The sequence below is a fragment of the Mesorhizobium sp. ES1-4 genome, assembly GCF_020164745.1.
Taxonomy (GTDB): domain Bacteria; phylum Pseudomonadota; class Alphaproteobacteria; order Rhizobiales; family Rhizobiaceae; genus Mesorhizobium.
On sequence record NZ_JAIUGV010000019.1, the window covers coordinates 41,752 to 56,221 of the forward strand.

Sequence of the window (14,470 nt, forward strand, 5' to 3'; positions counted from 1 at the left end):
GCCAGCCCGCCAGTGGTTGAGCCAGGCACGCCAATCGTTGCACGGCGAGATTGGGACGGCGACGGGCGGACTATAGCAGCGTATGGCCGGCTTCGCCCAGATGCTGTCTCGCCGCGGGCTCGTCCGCCGCTTTCACCAGCAGGTGGTCGCCATCGAATGTCGACACCACGAAGATACCCAGATCATTTTCCGACAGCGGTCTTATGACCGATAGCACAATGCCGGTTTCGTCGAACGCAAAAGGTCCCTGCAATTTAAAGGCGACCCAGTCGCGATCCTGCCTGACGGCATCCGGCACGCGATCCTGAAGGCAGGTGATCGAGAGCTCGTCGTCGGTTCTGGTGATGCTGACGAAGCCTGCTCCGTTCGCCCAGGCAGGAATGCCGTCACTGGCCCCAAGCCGCGCAATCGCATACAGGCCGGGGAGTCGCTTGAGCGTGACCCTGGCAGCCATCCTCACGCTCCGCGCGGTGGGCGTCCGACCGGCCGCTTGCTCATGTAGACCGTCGTCCCGTTCATGAACGACTCCTCCCGATCGATCGTATAGCCAAGTTTGCGATAGAGCGACACATTGGCTTCGAAGGCGCCGTTGGTCAACAGGCGGAGCTCCGGGCGCCCTGCCTCCAACGCCTGCTGCTCGGCCCGCTCCAGCAGCAGCCGGCCAACGCCCCTGCCCTGCACCTCCGGCACGACACAGACATTCTCGATCCAGAGGTGATCGTCGGCCAGCATGGTCTCGATCATGCCGACAATGCGGCCGTCCTCGACGGCGAGATCGAACGGATGCTCGCGGACAGCCTTGTCGTAATCGGCGCGCATCGGCAGCGGCTCGCGGCCGATCACCGGCACCCATCTGGCATAGGCGGCCCGTACGATGTCGCGGATCGCCGCGGCATCGGTAGGCTCGGCCGGGCGAAACCGGATAGACTTATTTGTCATGACAAGGCTCCAGATGTGAAAAACCCGCCGACCTGTGCAGGTGAGCGGGGCTGGAAACGAACGAACCGGATCTATCCTGCCGGTGTTCCTCGTCGCGCAATCGGCTTGCCGCTCCCCGGTGTGCGGGAGCGGCGTCGGTTGGTGCTGTTGCAGGCGATGATGGACATGGCGCCAAGCTGGAGCAGGAAGCGCGGGACGTCAATACCGGCTTATCGCGGATACCGCAGTCCGGTTCAGCGATCGATTCTCGCCTGCTGTTGCGGGGAATAGCGCTCTCCCTGCACGGCAATCGCCGAGACCGCGCTTTCGATGTTGGCAAGATCGGCCGCCGTCAGCGCGACAGCGGATGATCCGATGTTTTCCTCGAGGCGACTGAGCTTGGTCGTCCCGGGGATCGGAACGATCCAGGGTTTTTGCGCCAGCAACCAGGCGAGCGCGACCTGAGCCGGGGTCACCTTCTTCTCCGCTGCGATCGCGGCGATAGCATCGACCAGCGCCTGATTTGCCTTCCTGGCCTCCTCCGCGAACCGCGGGACGGTGTTGCGGAAATCGCTGCTGTCGAACCTGGTATCGGCGTTGATAGTGCCGGTCAGGAATCCCTTGCCCAACGGGCTGAAGGGCACGAAGCCGATGCCCAGTTCTTCGAGGACAGGCAGGATCGCCTCCTCGGGTTCGCGCCACCAGAGCGAGTACTCGCTTTGAAGCGCGGCGACCGGCTGCACCGCATGGGCGCGACGGATGGTGCGCACGCCCGCCTCGGAGAGGCCGAAATGCTTCACCTTGCCCTGGCTGATCAGCTCCTTCACCGTGCCCGCCACCTCCTCGATCGGCACGACCGGGTCGACACGGTGCTGATAGAGGAGATCGATCCGATCGGTCCTCAGCCGCTTGAGCGATGCCTCGACGACGTCGCGGATATGCTGCGGCCGGCTGTCCATGCCCTGATGTCCGGCCGTACCGGCGATGTCGATGCCGAATTTGGTGGCGATCACCACCTGGTCGCGGATTGGCTGAAGCGCCTCACCGACGACCTCCTCGTTCTTGAACGGCCCATAGACCTCCGCTGTGTCGAAAAAGGTGATGCCGCGCTCGAACGCCGAGCGGATCAGGCGGACGGCGTCCGGCGTCTCCATCGCCTGCCCGTAGGACTGGCTCATGCCCATGCAGCCGAGCCCGATGGCCGAAACTTCCAGGCCAGCCGTTCCAAGTGTGCGTTTTTGCATTGTCGTTCTCCTTTGCTCAGCCCTGGTACTGCACGTCGCTGACATGCTCCATCCAGTCGACCGCCTTGCCGTCGAGAGATTCCTGGACGGCGATATGGGTCATCGCGGTGGTGGGCGCCGCGCCATGCCAATGCTTCTCGCCCGGCTCGAAGCGAACCACGTCGCCCGGCCGGATTTCCTCGATCGGACCGCCTTCGCGCTGCACACGGCCGCAGCCGGCGGTGACGATCAGGATCTGGCCGAGCGGATGGGTGTGCCATGCCGTGCGCGCGCCAGGCTCGAAAGTGACGGCATTGCCGGCCGCGCAGGACGGCGCGACGACTTGAAACAGCGGGTCGATGCGCACCGTGCCGGTGAACCAGTCGCCAGGACCCTTGCCGGAGGCTTGCGAGCCGCTTCGCTTGATATCCATTTTCTTGGTCCTTCCTTGTGCCGGACAAATCTCAACACCGGCTTTGGTGATGCCTATTTAGGGCCTGCGATTAAACTGGATTAGCTGTTATATACGGCATGCACTTATGAGAAGGGCTCATCAATGCCGCGAGACAATCTGAACGAACTGACCGCTTTCCTTGCCGTCGCGCGGGAAAGGAGCTTCACCAGGGCGGCAGCCAAGCTCGGCGTTTCGCAATCCGCGCTCAGCCACACGGTACGAGCACTGGAGGAGCGGCTGGGTGTGCGGCTTCTGACCCGCACCACGCGCAGCGTCTCGCCCACCGAGGCCGGCGAGCGCCTGGCCCGCACCGTCGGCCCAAGGCTCGACGAGATCGAGATGGAACTCGCCGCCCTGAGCGCGTTGCGCGAAAAGCCGGCCGGCACCATCCGCATCACCGCCGGCGAGCATTCCGCCGACACGATCCTGTGGCCGGCCCTGGCAAAATTCCTGCCCGACTATCCCGACATCAGGATAGAGATCATCGTCGACTACGGCCTGACCGACATCGTCGCCGAGCGTTACGACGCCGGCGTGCGGCTGGGCGAGCAGGTGGCGCAGGACATGATCGCGGTGCGTATAAGCCCGGACATGCGCATGGCGGTGGTCGGATCGCCGGCCTATTTCGCCAGCCGGCCGAAGCCGCGCGCGCCGCAGGACCTGACCGCCCACAATTGCATCAATCTGCGGCTGCCGACCTATGGTGGGCTCTATGCCTGGGAGTTCGAAAAGGCTGGGCGCGAGCTGAAGGTGCGCGTCGAAGGCCAGTTGATCTTCAACACGACCGGGCTGCGCATGAATGCGGTGCTGGCCGGCCTCGGCCTTGCCTACCTGCCCGAGGACGAGGTGACGGCGCACCTGGCCGACGGCCGGCTGGTGCGGGTGCTGGCCGACTGGTGCCCGCCCTTCCCCGGCTACCACCTCTATTACCCCAGCCGCCGCCAGGCGACGCCTGCCTTCTCGCTGCTGGTCGACGCGCTGCGGTACAGGGGCTAGCCGCAGCCCATCTGGACTGGACCCACAGCCGTTCTATCTTCCTGGCGGAACGTAACCAGACGAACCCCGGAGCCATCGCCGTGACCGTGACCGACCTCTATCGAGGCTACATCGACTGCCTCAACAACCAGGATTGGCAAAGGCTGCATCGCTTCGTCCATGACGAGGTGCACTACAATGGCGACCGGGTCGGCCTGTCGGGCTATCGCGACATGCTGGAGCGGGATTTCCGGGAAATCCCGGACCTCTTTTTCGACGTCCAGCTCATGATCTCCGAACCGCCTTTCATAGCAAGCCGCCTGCAGTTCAACTGTATGCCAAGGGGCACCTTCTTCGGCCTGCCCATCAATGGCAGGAAAGTCGCCTTCAGCGAGAACGTCTTCTACGAAATCCTCAACGACCGGATCAGGAACGTCTGGTCGGTGATCGACAAGGCAGCGATTGAAGCGCAGCTTTGACGCGGTCGCACCTCCCAGTTTGATGCCCGACCTCACCAGATTCACAATCATTCTGAAAAATCGATCATTCTAACCAAAACAATTCGTTGGAAAGATTGATGGTGAAATGCCATTTCCACGGCATACCTGCCTGGAGAATTGCATTGTCTTCCCTGACCCGCATCGCGAACGACATTCCGAAAAGCACGATTTCCGCCGATCTGGCGAGGGGCCGCAAGCGGCTCGATTCCGTGTGGAACGGCATCATCCCCGGCCTCGTGCTGGTCGCGATGATCACCGCCGTCGCCTTCTCGGCGCACGACGTCTCCGGCTTTGCCCTGTTCAGCCCGATGATCCTGGCCGTCGTTGCCGGCATGATCTATTCCAACATGGTCGGCATCCCGGCGCATGCCAAAGCCGGCATCGCCTTCTCGCAAAAGCGCCTGCTGCGCTTTGCCATCGTGCTGCTCGGCTTCCAGCTGACGCTCGGCCAGGTCGTGTCGATCGGCGGGGTCGGCGTCGGCATCGTGGCGCTGACCCTCGGCGCCACCTTCGTCTTCACCATCACGCTTGGCCGGCTGATCGGCGTGGACGCCAAGCTGGCCCAGCTGATCGCCGCCGGCACCTCGATCTGCGGCGCCTCGGCGATCGTGGCCACCAACATCGTCACCGATGCGCGCGACGAGGACGTCACCTACGCCGTCGCCTCGATAACCCTGTTCGGCACCGTCGCCATGCTTGGCTTCCCGCTGCTGGCGCCGCTGCTCGGCCTCGACCAGCATGGTTTCGGCCTGTGGGCGGGCGCGTCGATCCATGAAGTGGCGCAGGTCATCGGCGCCGGTTTCCAGAACGGCACCCAGTCCGGCGAGATCGCCACCGTCGCCAAGCTGACCCGCGTCGCCATGCTGGCGCCGATGGTCATCGCGCTCGGCCTGATGGCCCGCCGCAAGAGTGGCGATTCCTCGGCTGCACGCCCGCCCATGCCGTGGTTCGTCGCCGCCTTCGTCGCCGTCGCCGCGCTGAACAGCCTGGTCGCGATACCGGCCGAAGTGAAGCAGGCGATGGTGCTCGCCACCACCGCCATGCTCACCATGGGGCTCGCCGCCATGGGCCTGCAGGCCGACATTTCGCAACTGCGCTCGCGCGGCCTGCGCCCGCTGGTGCTGGCCTTCTGCGCCTTCCTGTTCATCGGCGGCTTCAGCCTCATGCTAGTGAAGCTGGCCTGAGACGCCTGTCCCTGCGCGCGAAGCCGCGCCGGTCACTTGGCATTCGTTAAAACAAGGGCTTAGGGCGCCTTGTCTGACTCTGTTTGTGAGCCGGATTCAATCCTCGAACGAACTCGCCGCGACATAGATCGCCGCCAGCGCCTCGATGCCGGCCTGGTCGGCACTGTCGAAGCGGCCGGGCAGCGGGCTGTCGAGGTCGAGCACGCCGAAGACGCCCTCCTCGTCTTCCAAAAGCACCACCAGCTCGGCGCGTGAAGCGGCGTCGCAGGCGATGTGGCCGGGGAAATCATGCACGTCCTTGATCAGCATCGAGGTGCCGAGTTCAACCGCCTTTCCGCACACGCCCCTGCCGACCGCAATGCGCACGCAGGCCGGCTTGCCCTGGAACGGCCCCAGCACCAGTTCCTCGTCCGATGCCAGGAAATAGAAGCCGGCCCAGTTGAGGTCGGGCACCATCTGGAAGATCAGCGCCGAAGTGTTGGCGGCGTTGGCGATGGAATCGCCCTCGCCCTCCAGCAATGCCCTCAGTTGCGCGGCGAGGTCGCGGTAGAACGCGGCCTTGTCCGATGTATCGATGGCCTCGGCGGCGAACATGGCTTGTCTCCGTATCCAGAATCGCGGTTCCGTTTCCGCAAAAAGCCCTGCACCAAACGACCACCCGGCCATCCTAGGCAATTTCAGGAAGGTGCGAAACGGATTCCGTTGGAAATAGCGTCCGGAAGAACCCTGGCCCGACCCTCCATTCCCGGCAGCAAGGATAATCCCGACCGGAGAAAACCATTCAAAAGTATTGTCTCAGCGCCTGGCTTCTCGATGCCGGCAAGAGGCCAAATAATTCGAAAGATTGAATTTTTCCTGCCGAGCGCCTATTTATTGGACAAGTTCGTTTTCGCAATTTTCAGCATGAAGGAGATTTGTTCGATGGCCGATGGCAATCAGACTCTGATGGAAAAAGCCCAAGCCCGTTTTGTCGACAAGCAGAAGAAGACGGCGGAGCACAACAAGGCAACCGCTGAATACATGTCCGAGGCGCGGGCCAGGGAGATCAAGACGAGGCGATTGAGAGAGTTGCGACTGGCCAAGGAAGAAGCCGACCGCATGGCGGAAGCCCAGAATCCGACACCGAAGAAGAAGCGGGCGGTGAAGAAGGCCTAGAAATTCCAGGAAAGGTGCGCGGCGGTTTTCCGCTCACAAGGACATTTCCCGCTCACAAGGGCATTTCTGCTCACAAGAACAAGGGCGTCCAGCGCTCACGCTGCCGCGCTTTGTCCTTTCGACTGCCCCTCGGGCTTGAAGATGCGGAACGTGTTGCGGCCTGCTGCCTTGGCCGCATAGAGCGCCGTGTCGGCCTGCGCGAACAGATCGTAGGACTGGCCGGTCTCGGCGAAGGCAATGCCGACCGAGGCGCCCAATCTGAGTGACTGGCCACGCACGGGAAGCGGCCTGGCCATCGCCTCTATGAGCCGGCGCGCCATCCCGGAGACGGCGGCTCGATCCAGATGCGGCCCAAGCAGCACCGCGAATTCGTCGCCGCCGACGCGCGCCACCAGTTCCGCCTCGCCGCATCCGCCGGCAAGGCGCTCGGCCGCCGCTTTCAGGCACTCGTCGCCAACGACATGGCCGAACGTGTCGTTGACGGCCTTGAAGCCATCGAGGTCGATCAAAAGCAGCGCGCCGAGCGGACGGCCCTCCTCCGCATGATCGAGCCGCGTCTGGAAGCGGGCGCGGTTGGCAAGCCCGGTCATGGTGTCGAATTCGGCCAGATAGCGCATCTGCTCCGACAGGATTTTTTCCTCGGTGATGTCCTGCTTCATGCCGAAGATGCGCACCGGCACACCAGCCTCGCACTCGACGGTGGCGGTAATGCGGATCCATCGGCAATGGCCGGCCAGGGTGGTGATCTCGGCATCGAGGCTGAAGCCGCCGCGTTCGGCGATGGCACGGCCGCGCAGGCTGTCCAGAGCCTTGCGCGATTCAGCCGGATAGCACTTGATGATCTCGCCGCGGTCGAGCACCGAGCCGCGCGGCAGGTCGAACAGGTCGTAGACGACGTCGGTCCAGGTGAGCCGCTCGTCGGGCAGGCTGCATTCCCATACGCCGATGCGCGCGGCCACCGACGCACGGTCGAAGATCTTGCGGCTGTGGGCCAGCGAAACGTCCTGTCTGGCGATCAGCGCCGCCTGCGCGGCAAGTTCCGCCTCGAGCCCGGCGATTGTCTCGGCATCGCGGTGGCGGTCGTCGGCGCACGCGCCCTGCTCACCTTCGCTGCCGCGTGCCGAAGCGTTGGGGCGTACCGGGCCGTTCAGGCTATAGGGTGTATCGGCCATTTGGGGAACTCTGCGGGTCTTGGCGGATCGTCAGCATGGCGTGCAAGCGATTAACAATTCGCTGACGGCTGGACCGGAAAAGACCATCGAAGTCAGCGCCGCCTCGCACCGCCTGCCGGCATCCTCGCCCGTTCCAACGGCCAATGCTGCCGGAGTGGCGCTGGCGTCGCGGCCTGCCACTCCCATCGCCACGCGGGGGGAAAATGCCTGGCCCGACTATGGCCGGCTCGACTGGGTGGCGGCAGCGGTCAGCCGCGCTTTCGGCGCGGCTTGCGCGCCGCCGCCGTCGACATGCGCCCAACCCGGCCGCTCGAACAGGAACATGCCGAAACCGATGCGCTGGACGATGAAATAGAGGATCACCGGGCTGACGATCGAGACCAGCAGCACCGCCAGGCTGAGCATGCCCGTGTCGGTCAGGAGGCCGCTTGCCAGCGCAGCGCCGCGAAACAGCGACATCGGGATGGTGAAGGCGACATAGACGACCAGCGAATGTTCGCCCAGCCAGCGCAGCCACTCCATGGCGGAAAATTGCGACAGGAAGCCGCCCAGCACGCAAAGTGCCACCGCTCCGGCGACGGCCAGGGTGAGATGCAGCGGGGGCCAGGCGGCGAGGCCCATCTGCATGCCGACCGGATGCATGGCATAGCCCGGCGAATAGACGAGCAGGCCGTTGATGACAGCCCACAGCAGCAGCCCGGCGACGGCCAGCGGCGGGCGGGCCTGCGTCCATTCGACGAGCCTGAACACCAGCGGCGCCAGCACGAAGCCGAGATAGAAGAACACGAAATAGGCCGCGAACTGTTCGACCGCGTAGCTGTCCGGATGCGGCGCCCACATCTGCAGCGCGGCGGCGATCGGGATGACGATCCAGGCTGGCACGCGGAACTGCCGCAGCAGTTTCGCGGCAAGGCCGAACACCGCAAGCATATAGATGAACCACAAGACGCCATAGGGCTGGACGACGGCCATCGCCAGGTCGTGCAGCATGCCGCCGGGATCCCGGCTGAAGATGCCGATCTTCAGCCCGATCGAGATGATCGCCCACAGCACGTAGAAATAGAGGTAATGGACGACACGCCGGTCGACATAGCGCCGCCACGGCCGGTCGATCACCTGCGACAGGAACAGCCCTGAGATGAGGAAGAATTCGGGCATCCGGAACGGCGTCGCGAAGCCGATGACATAGTGGAGAAAGCCCACACCGCCCGTGTACTCGCCAGTGTTGTAGGCCGAGTACATCATGACCACGAGGATGATCGAGAGACCTTTGGCCGTGTCCACCCACGGCATGCGCATCGGGCTGTTCATGGCCGCCAATCCAAATCGGGCCGGCCCGGCTGGCCTGCCATCATCCGGCGACATCTAGCACCATCAAGCTTCCCAGATCGTAAACGCGCTGCGACGGAAATGATGATTGCAATTTCCACCGTCGGCGCTGCCCCTCACCCGCCTGCCGGCACCCTCTCCCCGTGAACGGGGCGAGGGCCGCTTGTTGCGGCTGCCTTCGGCAATTGTCAGCGTTGCAAGAAAGGCGCCGGCGTTGCGCCCGGCCCCTCTCGCCCCGTTTACCGAGAGATGTCCGGCAGGACAGTGAGGGGCAGCGCCGAGGGCAGGCTTTATCGACGGGCTGTGACGTGGTTACCTTCGCGCCTTCGACTTGTTCAACGCCACCGCGGCGCGCACCAGCGCCTTGAAGGCCTCCTCGTCGACCTCTTCGCCTTTCTGGAAGTCGATGGCGCGCCGTGTATTGCCTTCGAGGCTGGAGTTGAACAGGCGCGTAGGATCGGGCAGCGCAGCGCCCTTGGCAAAGGTCAGCTTGACGACGGCCTTGTAGGTCTCGCCGGTGCAGATCATCCCGGCATCCTCCCACACCGGCACGCCGCGCCATTTCCACGTCTCGACCACATCGGGATCGGCTTGATGGATGAGCGCGCGCAGCCGCCCCAGCATCTCGCCGCGCCAGTCGCCCAATTCCCTGATCCTGCCGTCGATCAGCTCGGAGGCGGATTTGCTGTCCTGCGGTCCGGTGGTCGTCATGCCGTTTCTCCTTCGATCCTCAACAAAATAGCGCGCTCACATGCGCTCGCCAGGCAATTGGCTGGCCTGCTTCACCCAGGCGCTGAACTGCGCCTCGTCGATGACGTCGTCCTCGCGAATGTCGAGATAGCGCGTATCCCTGCTCTTGGATTCGCCGGGCGGCACCGGATCCAGCGACTGGCCGCGGAAGAAAGCGACCTTGATGTACTTGGTGAAGCAATGGACACCGAGAAACCAGCCCTCGCCTTCGACGCCGTAGAAGGGCGAGTTCCATTTGACCGCCTTCTGCACGCCGGGCACGGCGCGCTCGATGAGCGCGTCGAGGCGTTGGCCGACCTCACGCTTCCAGCCCGGCATGGCCGCGATATAGGCCTGCACCGGCGCGTCGCCATAGCCCTTGGCGATCCGCGGGTTGCCGCCGGAAACCAGCTTCGGCTCAGCTTTGGCGGGCTTGCTCGATTTCCGCTCGGTCCTGGTCATGCGTCTCCCTTCCTATCCGGTGGCCCGCTGCACGCCGCGCCCCCTTGGAAACATAGGGCAGCACGAACATATAGAGACCGCTGAACAGCAGGAGAAAAAGCGGCGGCAGCGGCGAATAGACCACCCAGGCGGGCGGCTGCCCGAACGCCATGGTGACGAAGTTCGCGGCGACGGTTGCCGTAAAGATGATCGACAGCCAGCGATGCGTCTGCCTGATCCATTTGCTCCAGTCCAATGCTACCTCCCGTGAAATGTGTGTGAAACAAGCCGGGCGCTGCTACCAGCGCGCCAATTCCGTGATCTGGACGAGATTGCCGCAGCCGTCATTCACCTGCGCGATGGTCGAGCCGGTCACTTCGGTCGGTGCCATGGCGAAGGCGCCGCCATTCGCCTTGATGCGCTCATGGTCGCCCTTGATGTCGTCGGTAAAGAGCATCAGCGCCGGCTGGCCCTGCTTGAAGATCGCCTGCTGATAGGCCTTGGCGGCCGGGTTGTCGTTCAGCGCCAGCTGCAATTCGGTCCCGTCGGGCTCTTCGGCGGACACGACCGTCAGCCAGCGGAATGGACCGTTGCTGAAATCGGCTTTCTTGGTGAAGCCCAGCACGCCGGTGTAGAAGGCGAGCGCCCTTTCCTGATCGTCGACATAGATGCTGGTCAGTTTGAGTTTCATCGCTTTTTCTCCACGGATTTTGTGGGCGGAAAACCGCCCGGTTAAATTGCTGTGGCTTGCCTGACCGAGAACCTCAGTCCGTGCGCGCCAGAAGCTCTTCCAGCTTCTCCAGGAATTGCGGCCACCCCACCTTGGCGCCGCCATAGGCGCGCCTCTGGTCGGGCCGGAAACCGGCCTGCTCCATGCGCAGATGGGTTCCCGCCGGTGTCGGGGTAAGCGTGAAGGTCACCACGCTCCTGAGATCGAAGGCCGGGTCCCGATGCGATAGATTCCAGGTGTAGGACAGCGTCCTGTGCGGCTCGACGGCAAGCACCTCGCAGTCCAGCACGCCGCCCCAGTCGGCGCTGATGTTGAACCGATGGCCCACCACCGGACTGAAATCGTTCTTCATCAGCCACGCCTCGATCAGATGCGGTTGCGTCAATGCGCGCCAGAGTTTTTCGGGCGGATGGGAGATTTCCCGCTCGACGACGACAGCGCGGGTCTCGTTGGCACTATCGTTCACTGGTCCATCCTTTTGAGCAAATCCTCGAGGTCGTCGAACCGGCTCTCCCAGAACCCCGCCATCTCGCGTGTCCAGTCCATCAGCGGCGCCAGCGCACCGAGCTGTGCGCTGTAATGTGTCTGGCGGCCCTCATGGCGGTCGCGCACCAGCCCGGCATGCTTGAGCACCCCAAGATGCTTCGACACCGCGGGCTGTGAGACGCCGGACTGGCTGGTCAGCGCCCCGACCGTCTGCTCCCCCTGCCGGCACAGCCGCTCGAAGATCGCCCGCCTGGTCGGGTCGGCGAGCGTCCTGAAGAGCATGTCATAAGCATCCGGCATCTGAAATCCATAACCCATTGGCTATTGGTTGACGTATAACCACAGAGATATATGTTCGTCAAGCGGAAGATTGGAGTGTGCCGATGATCCTCGTCACCGGAGCCACCGGCCATGTCGGGAATGCCGTCGTCTCGGGGCTGGCATCGCTTGGGCAGGAGGTGGCCGCGCTGGTTCGCGATGCAGAGGCGGCGCGAAGACGCCTGCCCCGGGGAATGCCTCTGCGCATTGGCGATTACGAGGACACCTCCGTGCTGGAAAAAGCCTTCGCCGGCATCGGCGAACTGGTGCTGATTTCCAGCGATGGCGATGCGGACGCGATCATGCGCCATCATGCCAACGTCATCGAGGCAGCAAGGGCGGCTCGCATCCGCCGCATCACCTTCACCAGCATCATCGACGTTGGCGAGGGCTCACCCTTCTACTACGCGCCAGCCTACCGCGACGCGGAGCGCCGGCTGGCCGCCTGCGGCGTGCCTTCGACCATTGTGCGCTGCGGCCTCTACAGCGACTTCATCCTCGACACATGGCTTGCTCCCGCCCAGGAACCGGGGGAACTCGTGCTGCCGGCCGGACACGGCCTGATGGCGCCCGTTTCGCGCGATGATGTTGCGGCGGACCGTCATCGCGGCGGCGGTCAAGGCCGACACGTCCCGCGCCCCCTACACGATCACGGGAGGCGAGGCGTTAAGCTTCAACGAAATCGCAGCCGCCTGTGCCGAAGCGACAGCAAAGCCCCTGCGCTATCGCCCCTGCTCCATCGCCGAGTATCTGGCCTTGGCGTCGGCGTATCTCGACAAGCCATGGCCGCTGGCTTTCTCCAGCCTCGGCGCCTCGATCGCCTCGGGAAGATACAGCGGAATCTCCGGCGACTTCGCCCTGCTCACGGGCACGCGGCCGGAAAGCTTTCGAGATTTCCTGGATCGGGCAATGTCCTGAGTGCCCGCGGACGGCCAGCTACAGAGGTATTTTGGTCAGTATCGTGGATGGTTAGCCGAGGCACCAAACGTCGTCATCCCAGGGTCTCCGCGACGGAGCTTCGCTCCTGCTTCGCCCCAGGATGACGAAGCTGTTTCTGATCATTGTCGACGACAATCAACGCGAGAGATTGGTCAAAACGTCGCTAGACGGCGGCGTGGGTTCGGCCGATCTCTTCGGCCACCAGTTCCTGTAGCTGCCACAGATTGCGGTCGCGTATGCCGCAGGCGTCCAGATGGCGGATCGTCTCGAACAGGTATTCGGCGCCCGAGCCCCAATGGCCGACGGCTCTTGCCAGCGTCGCCGCGACCGCCGGCTTGTCGAGTTTGCCGGCGTAGCGCGGATTGGCGGGATCGACGACGAAACCCAGCGCCTGCCCCATCCCGCCTTCGGTCCCGACCCGCAGCCAGCGCGGCACGTTGACGGCCGGCAGGATGGTCATTTCGCGGCGCAACAGCGCTTCCAGGTTGGCGGCAACCGGTTCGGCGATTTCGAACACCATGCCCTGGCACTGGCCGCCGCGGTCGAGCGCCATCATCAGGCCGGGCTGTTCGAGCGTGCCGCGAAAGCGCTGCACGGTGAAGCAGAACGACCTGTGCCAGCCCCGCGCCACCGCCCGTTCCCCACCCCTGACCTCGCCGGCCGGCTTCCACAACAGCGAGCCGTAGGCGAACAGTCTCAGCGGCCCGGCCGGCGCCGAGGCCAGGATCCCGTCACGAAAACGCGCGTAGTCGGCATCCGTCATATGAACCATGCCGGGCGTCGGCCCGGCATCCTCCACCGCGCGCAAGGTGCGCGCCACCAGCGCCTCGGTCAGTGCCATCGGTGTTCTGCGCGAAACGACGGAAATCGGCTTGTTCATTCCTGCGCCTCAACCATGGCCGCTATCTTGCGCAGCGAGGAGAGATACTCAAGAGGCTGCCGGGGCGTCGGAGCAAGACCTGAACGAATTCCGCGATGCCGCGACACTGCGCGGGAAACCCGGCTTCGCGACCGCCCGCCCATTCTGATGCGGGCCACGGTCGCCATGGAACGACATCGCTCCCGAAACGTTTTACCGGGCTGGGAGGAAATCATGAACGATGCGCCGGCAATGCCCGTCGGCTCGACGCTTTCGCCAGGCGAACTGGTGACCGTGATGTCCCATTTCCATCGCGCCGAGATCGCCCGCATGGCTGGCTGGCGCGACCGCCTCGACCGTACCAGCAATTGGGCGATCACCGTTGTCGCGGCGATGCTGTCGGTGTCGCTGTCGACGGCCAGCGCCCACCACGGCGTGCTGCTGTTCGCCATGCTGCTGGTGCTGCTGTTGTTGTGGATCGAGGCGCGCCGCTACCGCTTCTTCGATGTCTACCGCGCCCGTGTGCGCCAGTTCGAGCGCCACTATTTCGCGCAGATCTTCTCGCCGCAGCCCGACTTCGCCTCCGACTGGCTGCTGGTCGTCGGCGAGAGCCTGCGGACGCCAAAGTTCCTGGTTTCGCAACGCGTGGCGCTGGCGCGCCGTTTGCGCCGCAACTACCTCCACATGATGCTGATCCTGCTGCTCGCCTGGATCCTCAAACTGTCGACCCCGAGCCTGATCGATCAGGCCGCGCCGGTCGGCTTTGTCGGCACGTTGCGCGAGGCCGTCGGCGCCGCGGCGCTTGGTCCCATTCCGGGCGCGGCCATCGTCGCCGTGGTTGCACTCCTCTATGCCGGCCTGCTGGCCGCCGCCTTCCTGACACCAGGCGACGACGGCGAACTCTCCTTCGGCGACGTCCACGTCTGAGCTCGATGCCTTGAGCCTATTCTGGCATCGACGTCCACGGTCTGACGTGGCTGCAACGCAAACGCCAGCCGCGCGTTGTGCTGTCAGTCCGTCGCGGCGTCTTGAGGGAATCCATGGACCGTCAACCGGCA

General features: G+C 64.2%; 20 protein-coding genes. 6 read left to right on the plus strand and 14 right to left on the minus strand.

Going from position 1 to position 14,470, the window contains the following annotated elements; translation table 11 throughout:
• Positions 1-70: 70 nt before the first annotated feature.
• The 4 genes from LB556_RS27245 to LB556_RS27260 all read right to left on the minus strand — a co-directional run bounded on the left by LB556_RS27245 (position 71) and on the right by LB556_RS27260 (position 2,574).
• Complete coding sequence (locus LB556_RS27245; protein WP_224570672.1) at positions 71-454, minus strand: ACT domain-containing protein; 384 nt, start codon at positions 452-454, stop codon at positions 71-73.
• 2 nt (positions 455-456) lie between these two features.
• The gene (locus tag LB556_RS27250) at positions 457-939 is read right to left on the minus strand and encodes a GNAT family N-acetyltransferase (RefSeq protein WP_224570673.1); all 483 of its coding nucleotides are present in this window, start codon (positions 937-939) and stop codon (positions 457-459) included.
• Between the two features lie 233 nt (positions 940-1,172).
• Complete coding sequence (locus tag LB556_RS27255; protein WP_224570674.1) at positions 1,173-2,162, minus strand: aldo/keto reductase; 990 nt, start codon at positions 2,160-2,162, stop codon at positions 1,173-1,175.
• Positions 2,163-2,178: 16 nt separating this feature from the next.
• Entirely contained in the window at positions 2,179-2,574 is a 396-nt protein-coding gene (locus tag LB556_RS27260) for a cupin domain-containing protein (protein WP_224570675.1), read from the minus strand.
• A 123-nt stretch (positions 2,575-2,697) separates the two neighbouring features.
• Between LB556_RS27260 and LB556_RS27265 the strand changes: the two genes are divergently transcribed.
• The 3 genes from LB556_RS27265 to LB556_RS27275 all read left to right on the plus strand — a co-directional run bounded on the left by LB556_RS27265 (position 2,698) and on the right by LB556_RS27275 (position 5,254).
• Positions 2,698-3,591, plus strand: a complete 894-nt coding sequence (locus LB556_RS27265; protein ID WP_224570676.1) for a LysR family transcriptional regulator — start codon at positions 2,698-2,700, stop codon at positions 3,589-3,591.
• 80 nt (positions 3,592-3,671) lie between these two features.
• Positions 3,672-4,049 (plus strand): ester cyclase, encoded by a 378-nt coding sequence (locus LB556_RS27270; RefSeq protein WP_224570677.1) that lies wholly within the window; start codon positions 3,672-3,674, stop codon positions 4,047-4,049.
• Positions 4,050-4,192: 143 nt separating this feature from the next.
• Positions 4,193-5,254 carry a YeiH family protein gene (locus LB556_RS27275; protein ID WP_224570678.1) on the plus strand — a complete coding sequence of 354 codons (1,062 nt, stop codon included), beginning with the start codon at positions 4,193-4,195 and terminating at the stop codon, positions 5,252-5,254.
• Positions 5,255-5,350: 96 nt separating this feature from the next.
• Here LB556_RS27275 and LB556_RS27280 read toward each other — a convergent pair whose 3' ends face one another.
• The gene (locus LB556_RS27280) at positions 5,351-5,848 is read right to left on the minus strand and encodes a GAF domain-containing protein (RefSeq protein ID WP_224570679.1); all 498 of its coding nucleotides are present in this window, start codon (positions 5,846-5,848) and stop codon (positions 5,351-5,353) included.
• Between the two features lie 327 nt (positions 5,849-6,175).
• Here LB556_RS27280 and LB556_RS27285 point away from each other — a divergent pair, with 327 nt between their 5' ends.
• The gene (locus tag LB556_RS27285; RefSeq protein ID WP_224570741.1) at positions 6,176-6,409 is read left to right on the plus strand and encodes a hypothetical protein; all 234 of its coding nucleotides are present in this window, start codon (positions 6,176-6,178) and stop codon (positions 6,407-6,409) included.
• Positions 6,410-6,504: 95 nt separating this feature from the next.
• Here the strand turns inward: LB556_RS27285 and LB556_RS27290 are convergent, their stop codons facing one another.
• From LB556_RS27290 to LB556_RS27325, 8 genes are all read right to left on the minus strand, one after another.
• Positions 6,505-7,581: a diguanylate cyclase domain-containing protein gene (locus tag LB556_RS27290; protein WP_224570680.1), complete on the minus strand. Its 1,077-nt coding sequence runs from the start codon at positions 7,579-7,581 to the stop codon at positions 6,505-6,507.
• Between the two features lie 216 nt (positions 7,582-7,797).
• Positions 7,798-8,892, minus strand: a complete 1,095-nt coding sequence (locus tag LB556_RS27295; RefSeq protein ID WP_224570681.1) for an acyltransferase family protein — start codon at positions 8,890-8,892, stop codon at positions 7,798-7,800.
• A 330-nt stretch (positions 8,893-9,222) separates the two neighbouring features.
• A complete protein-coding gene (locus LB556_RS27300) occupies positions 9,223-9,621 on the minus strand; it encodes a DUF1801 domain-containing protein (RefSeq protein WP_224570682.1) in 399 nt (132 codons plus the stop codon).
• A 36-nt stretch (positions 9,622-9,657) separates the two neighbouring features.
• Positions 9,658-10,101 (minus strand): DUF1801 domain-containing protein, encoded by a 444-nt coding sequence (locus LB556_RS27305; protein WP_224570683.1) that lies wholly within the window; start codon positions 10,099-10,101, stop codon positions 9,658-9,660.
• Complete coding sequence (locus LB556_RS27310; protein WP_224570684.1) at positions 10,058-10,336, minus strand: hypothetical protein; 279 nt, start codon at positions 10,334-10,336, stop codon at positions 10,058-10,060. The genes LB556_RS27305 and LB556_RS27310 overlap by 44 nt, the downstream gene beginning before the upstream one ends.
• A gap of 42 nt (positions 10,337-10,378) precedes the next feature.
• Positions 10,379-10,771 (minus strand): VOC family protein, encoded by a 393-nt coding sequence (locus LB556_RS27315; protein WP_224570685.1) that lies wholly within the window; start codon positions 10,769-10,771, stop codon positions 10,379-10,381.
• Positions 10,772-10,844: 73 nt separating this feature from the next.
• A complete protein-coding gene (locus LB556_RS27320; protein WP_224570686.1) occupies positions 10,845-11,276 on the minus strand; it encodes an SRPBCC domain-containing protein in 432 nt (143 codons plus the stop codon).
• Complete coding sequence (locus LB556_RS27325) at positions 11,273-11,596, minus strand: ArsR/SmtB family transcription factor (protein WP_224570687.1); 324 nt, start codon at positions 11,594-11,596, stop codon at positions 11,273-11,275. The genes LB556_RS27320 and LB556_RS27325 overlap by 4 nt, the downstream gene beginning before the upstream one ends.
• An 83-nt stretch (positions 11,597-11,679) precedes the next feature.
• Here LB556_RS27325 and LB556_RS27330 point away from each other — a divergent pair, with 83 nt between their 5' ends.
• Positions 11,680-12,657: an NAD(P)H-binding protein gene (locus LB556_RS27330; protein WP_224570688.1), complete on the plus strand. Its 978-nt coding sequence runs from the start codon at positions 11,680-11,682 to the stop codon at positions 12,655-12,657.
• Between the two features lie 59 nt (positions 12,658-12,716).
• Here LB556_RS27330 and LB556_RS27335 read toward each other — a convergent pair whose 3' ends face one another.
• Positions 12,717-13,433 carry a gamma-glutamylcyclotransferase gene (locus tag LB556_RS27335; RefSeq protein WP_224570689.1) on the minus strand — a complete coding sequence of 239 codons (717 nt, stop codon included), beginning with the start codon at positions 13,431-13,433 and terminating at the stop codon, positions 12,717-12,719.
• 213 nt (positions 13,434-13,646) lie between these two features.
• Here LB556_RS27335 and LB556_RS27340 point away from each other — a divergent pair, with 213 nt between their 5' ends.
• Positions 13,647-14,339 carry a DUF2270 domain-containing protein gene (locus LB556_RS27340; RefSeq protein ID WP_224570690.1) on the plus strand — a complete coding sequence of 231 codons (693 nt, stop codon included), beginning with the start codon at positions 13,647-13,649 and terminating at the stop codon, positions 14,337-14,339.
• Positions 14,340-14,470 lie beyond the last annotated feature (131 nt).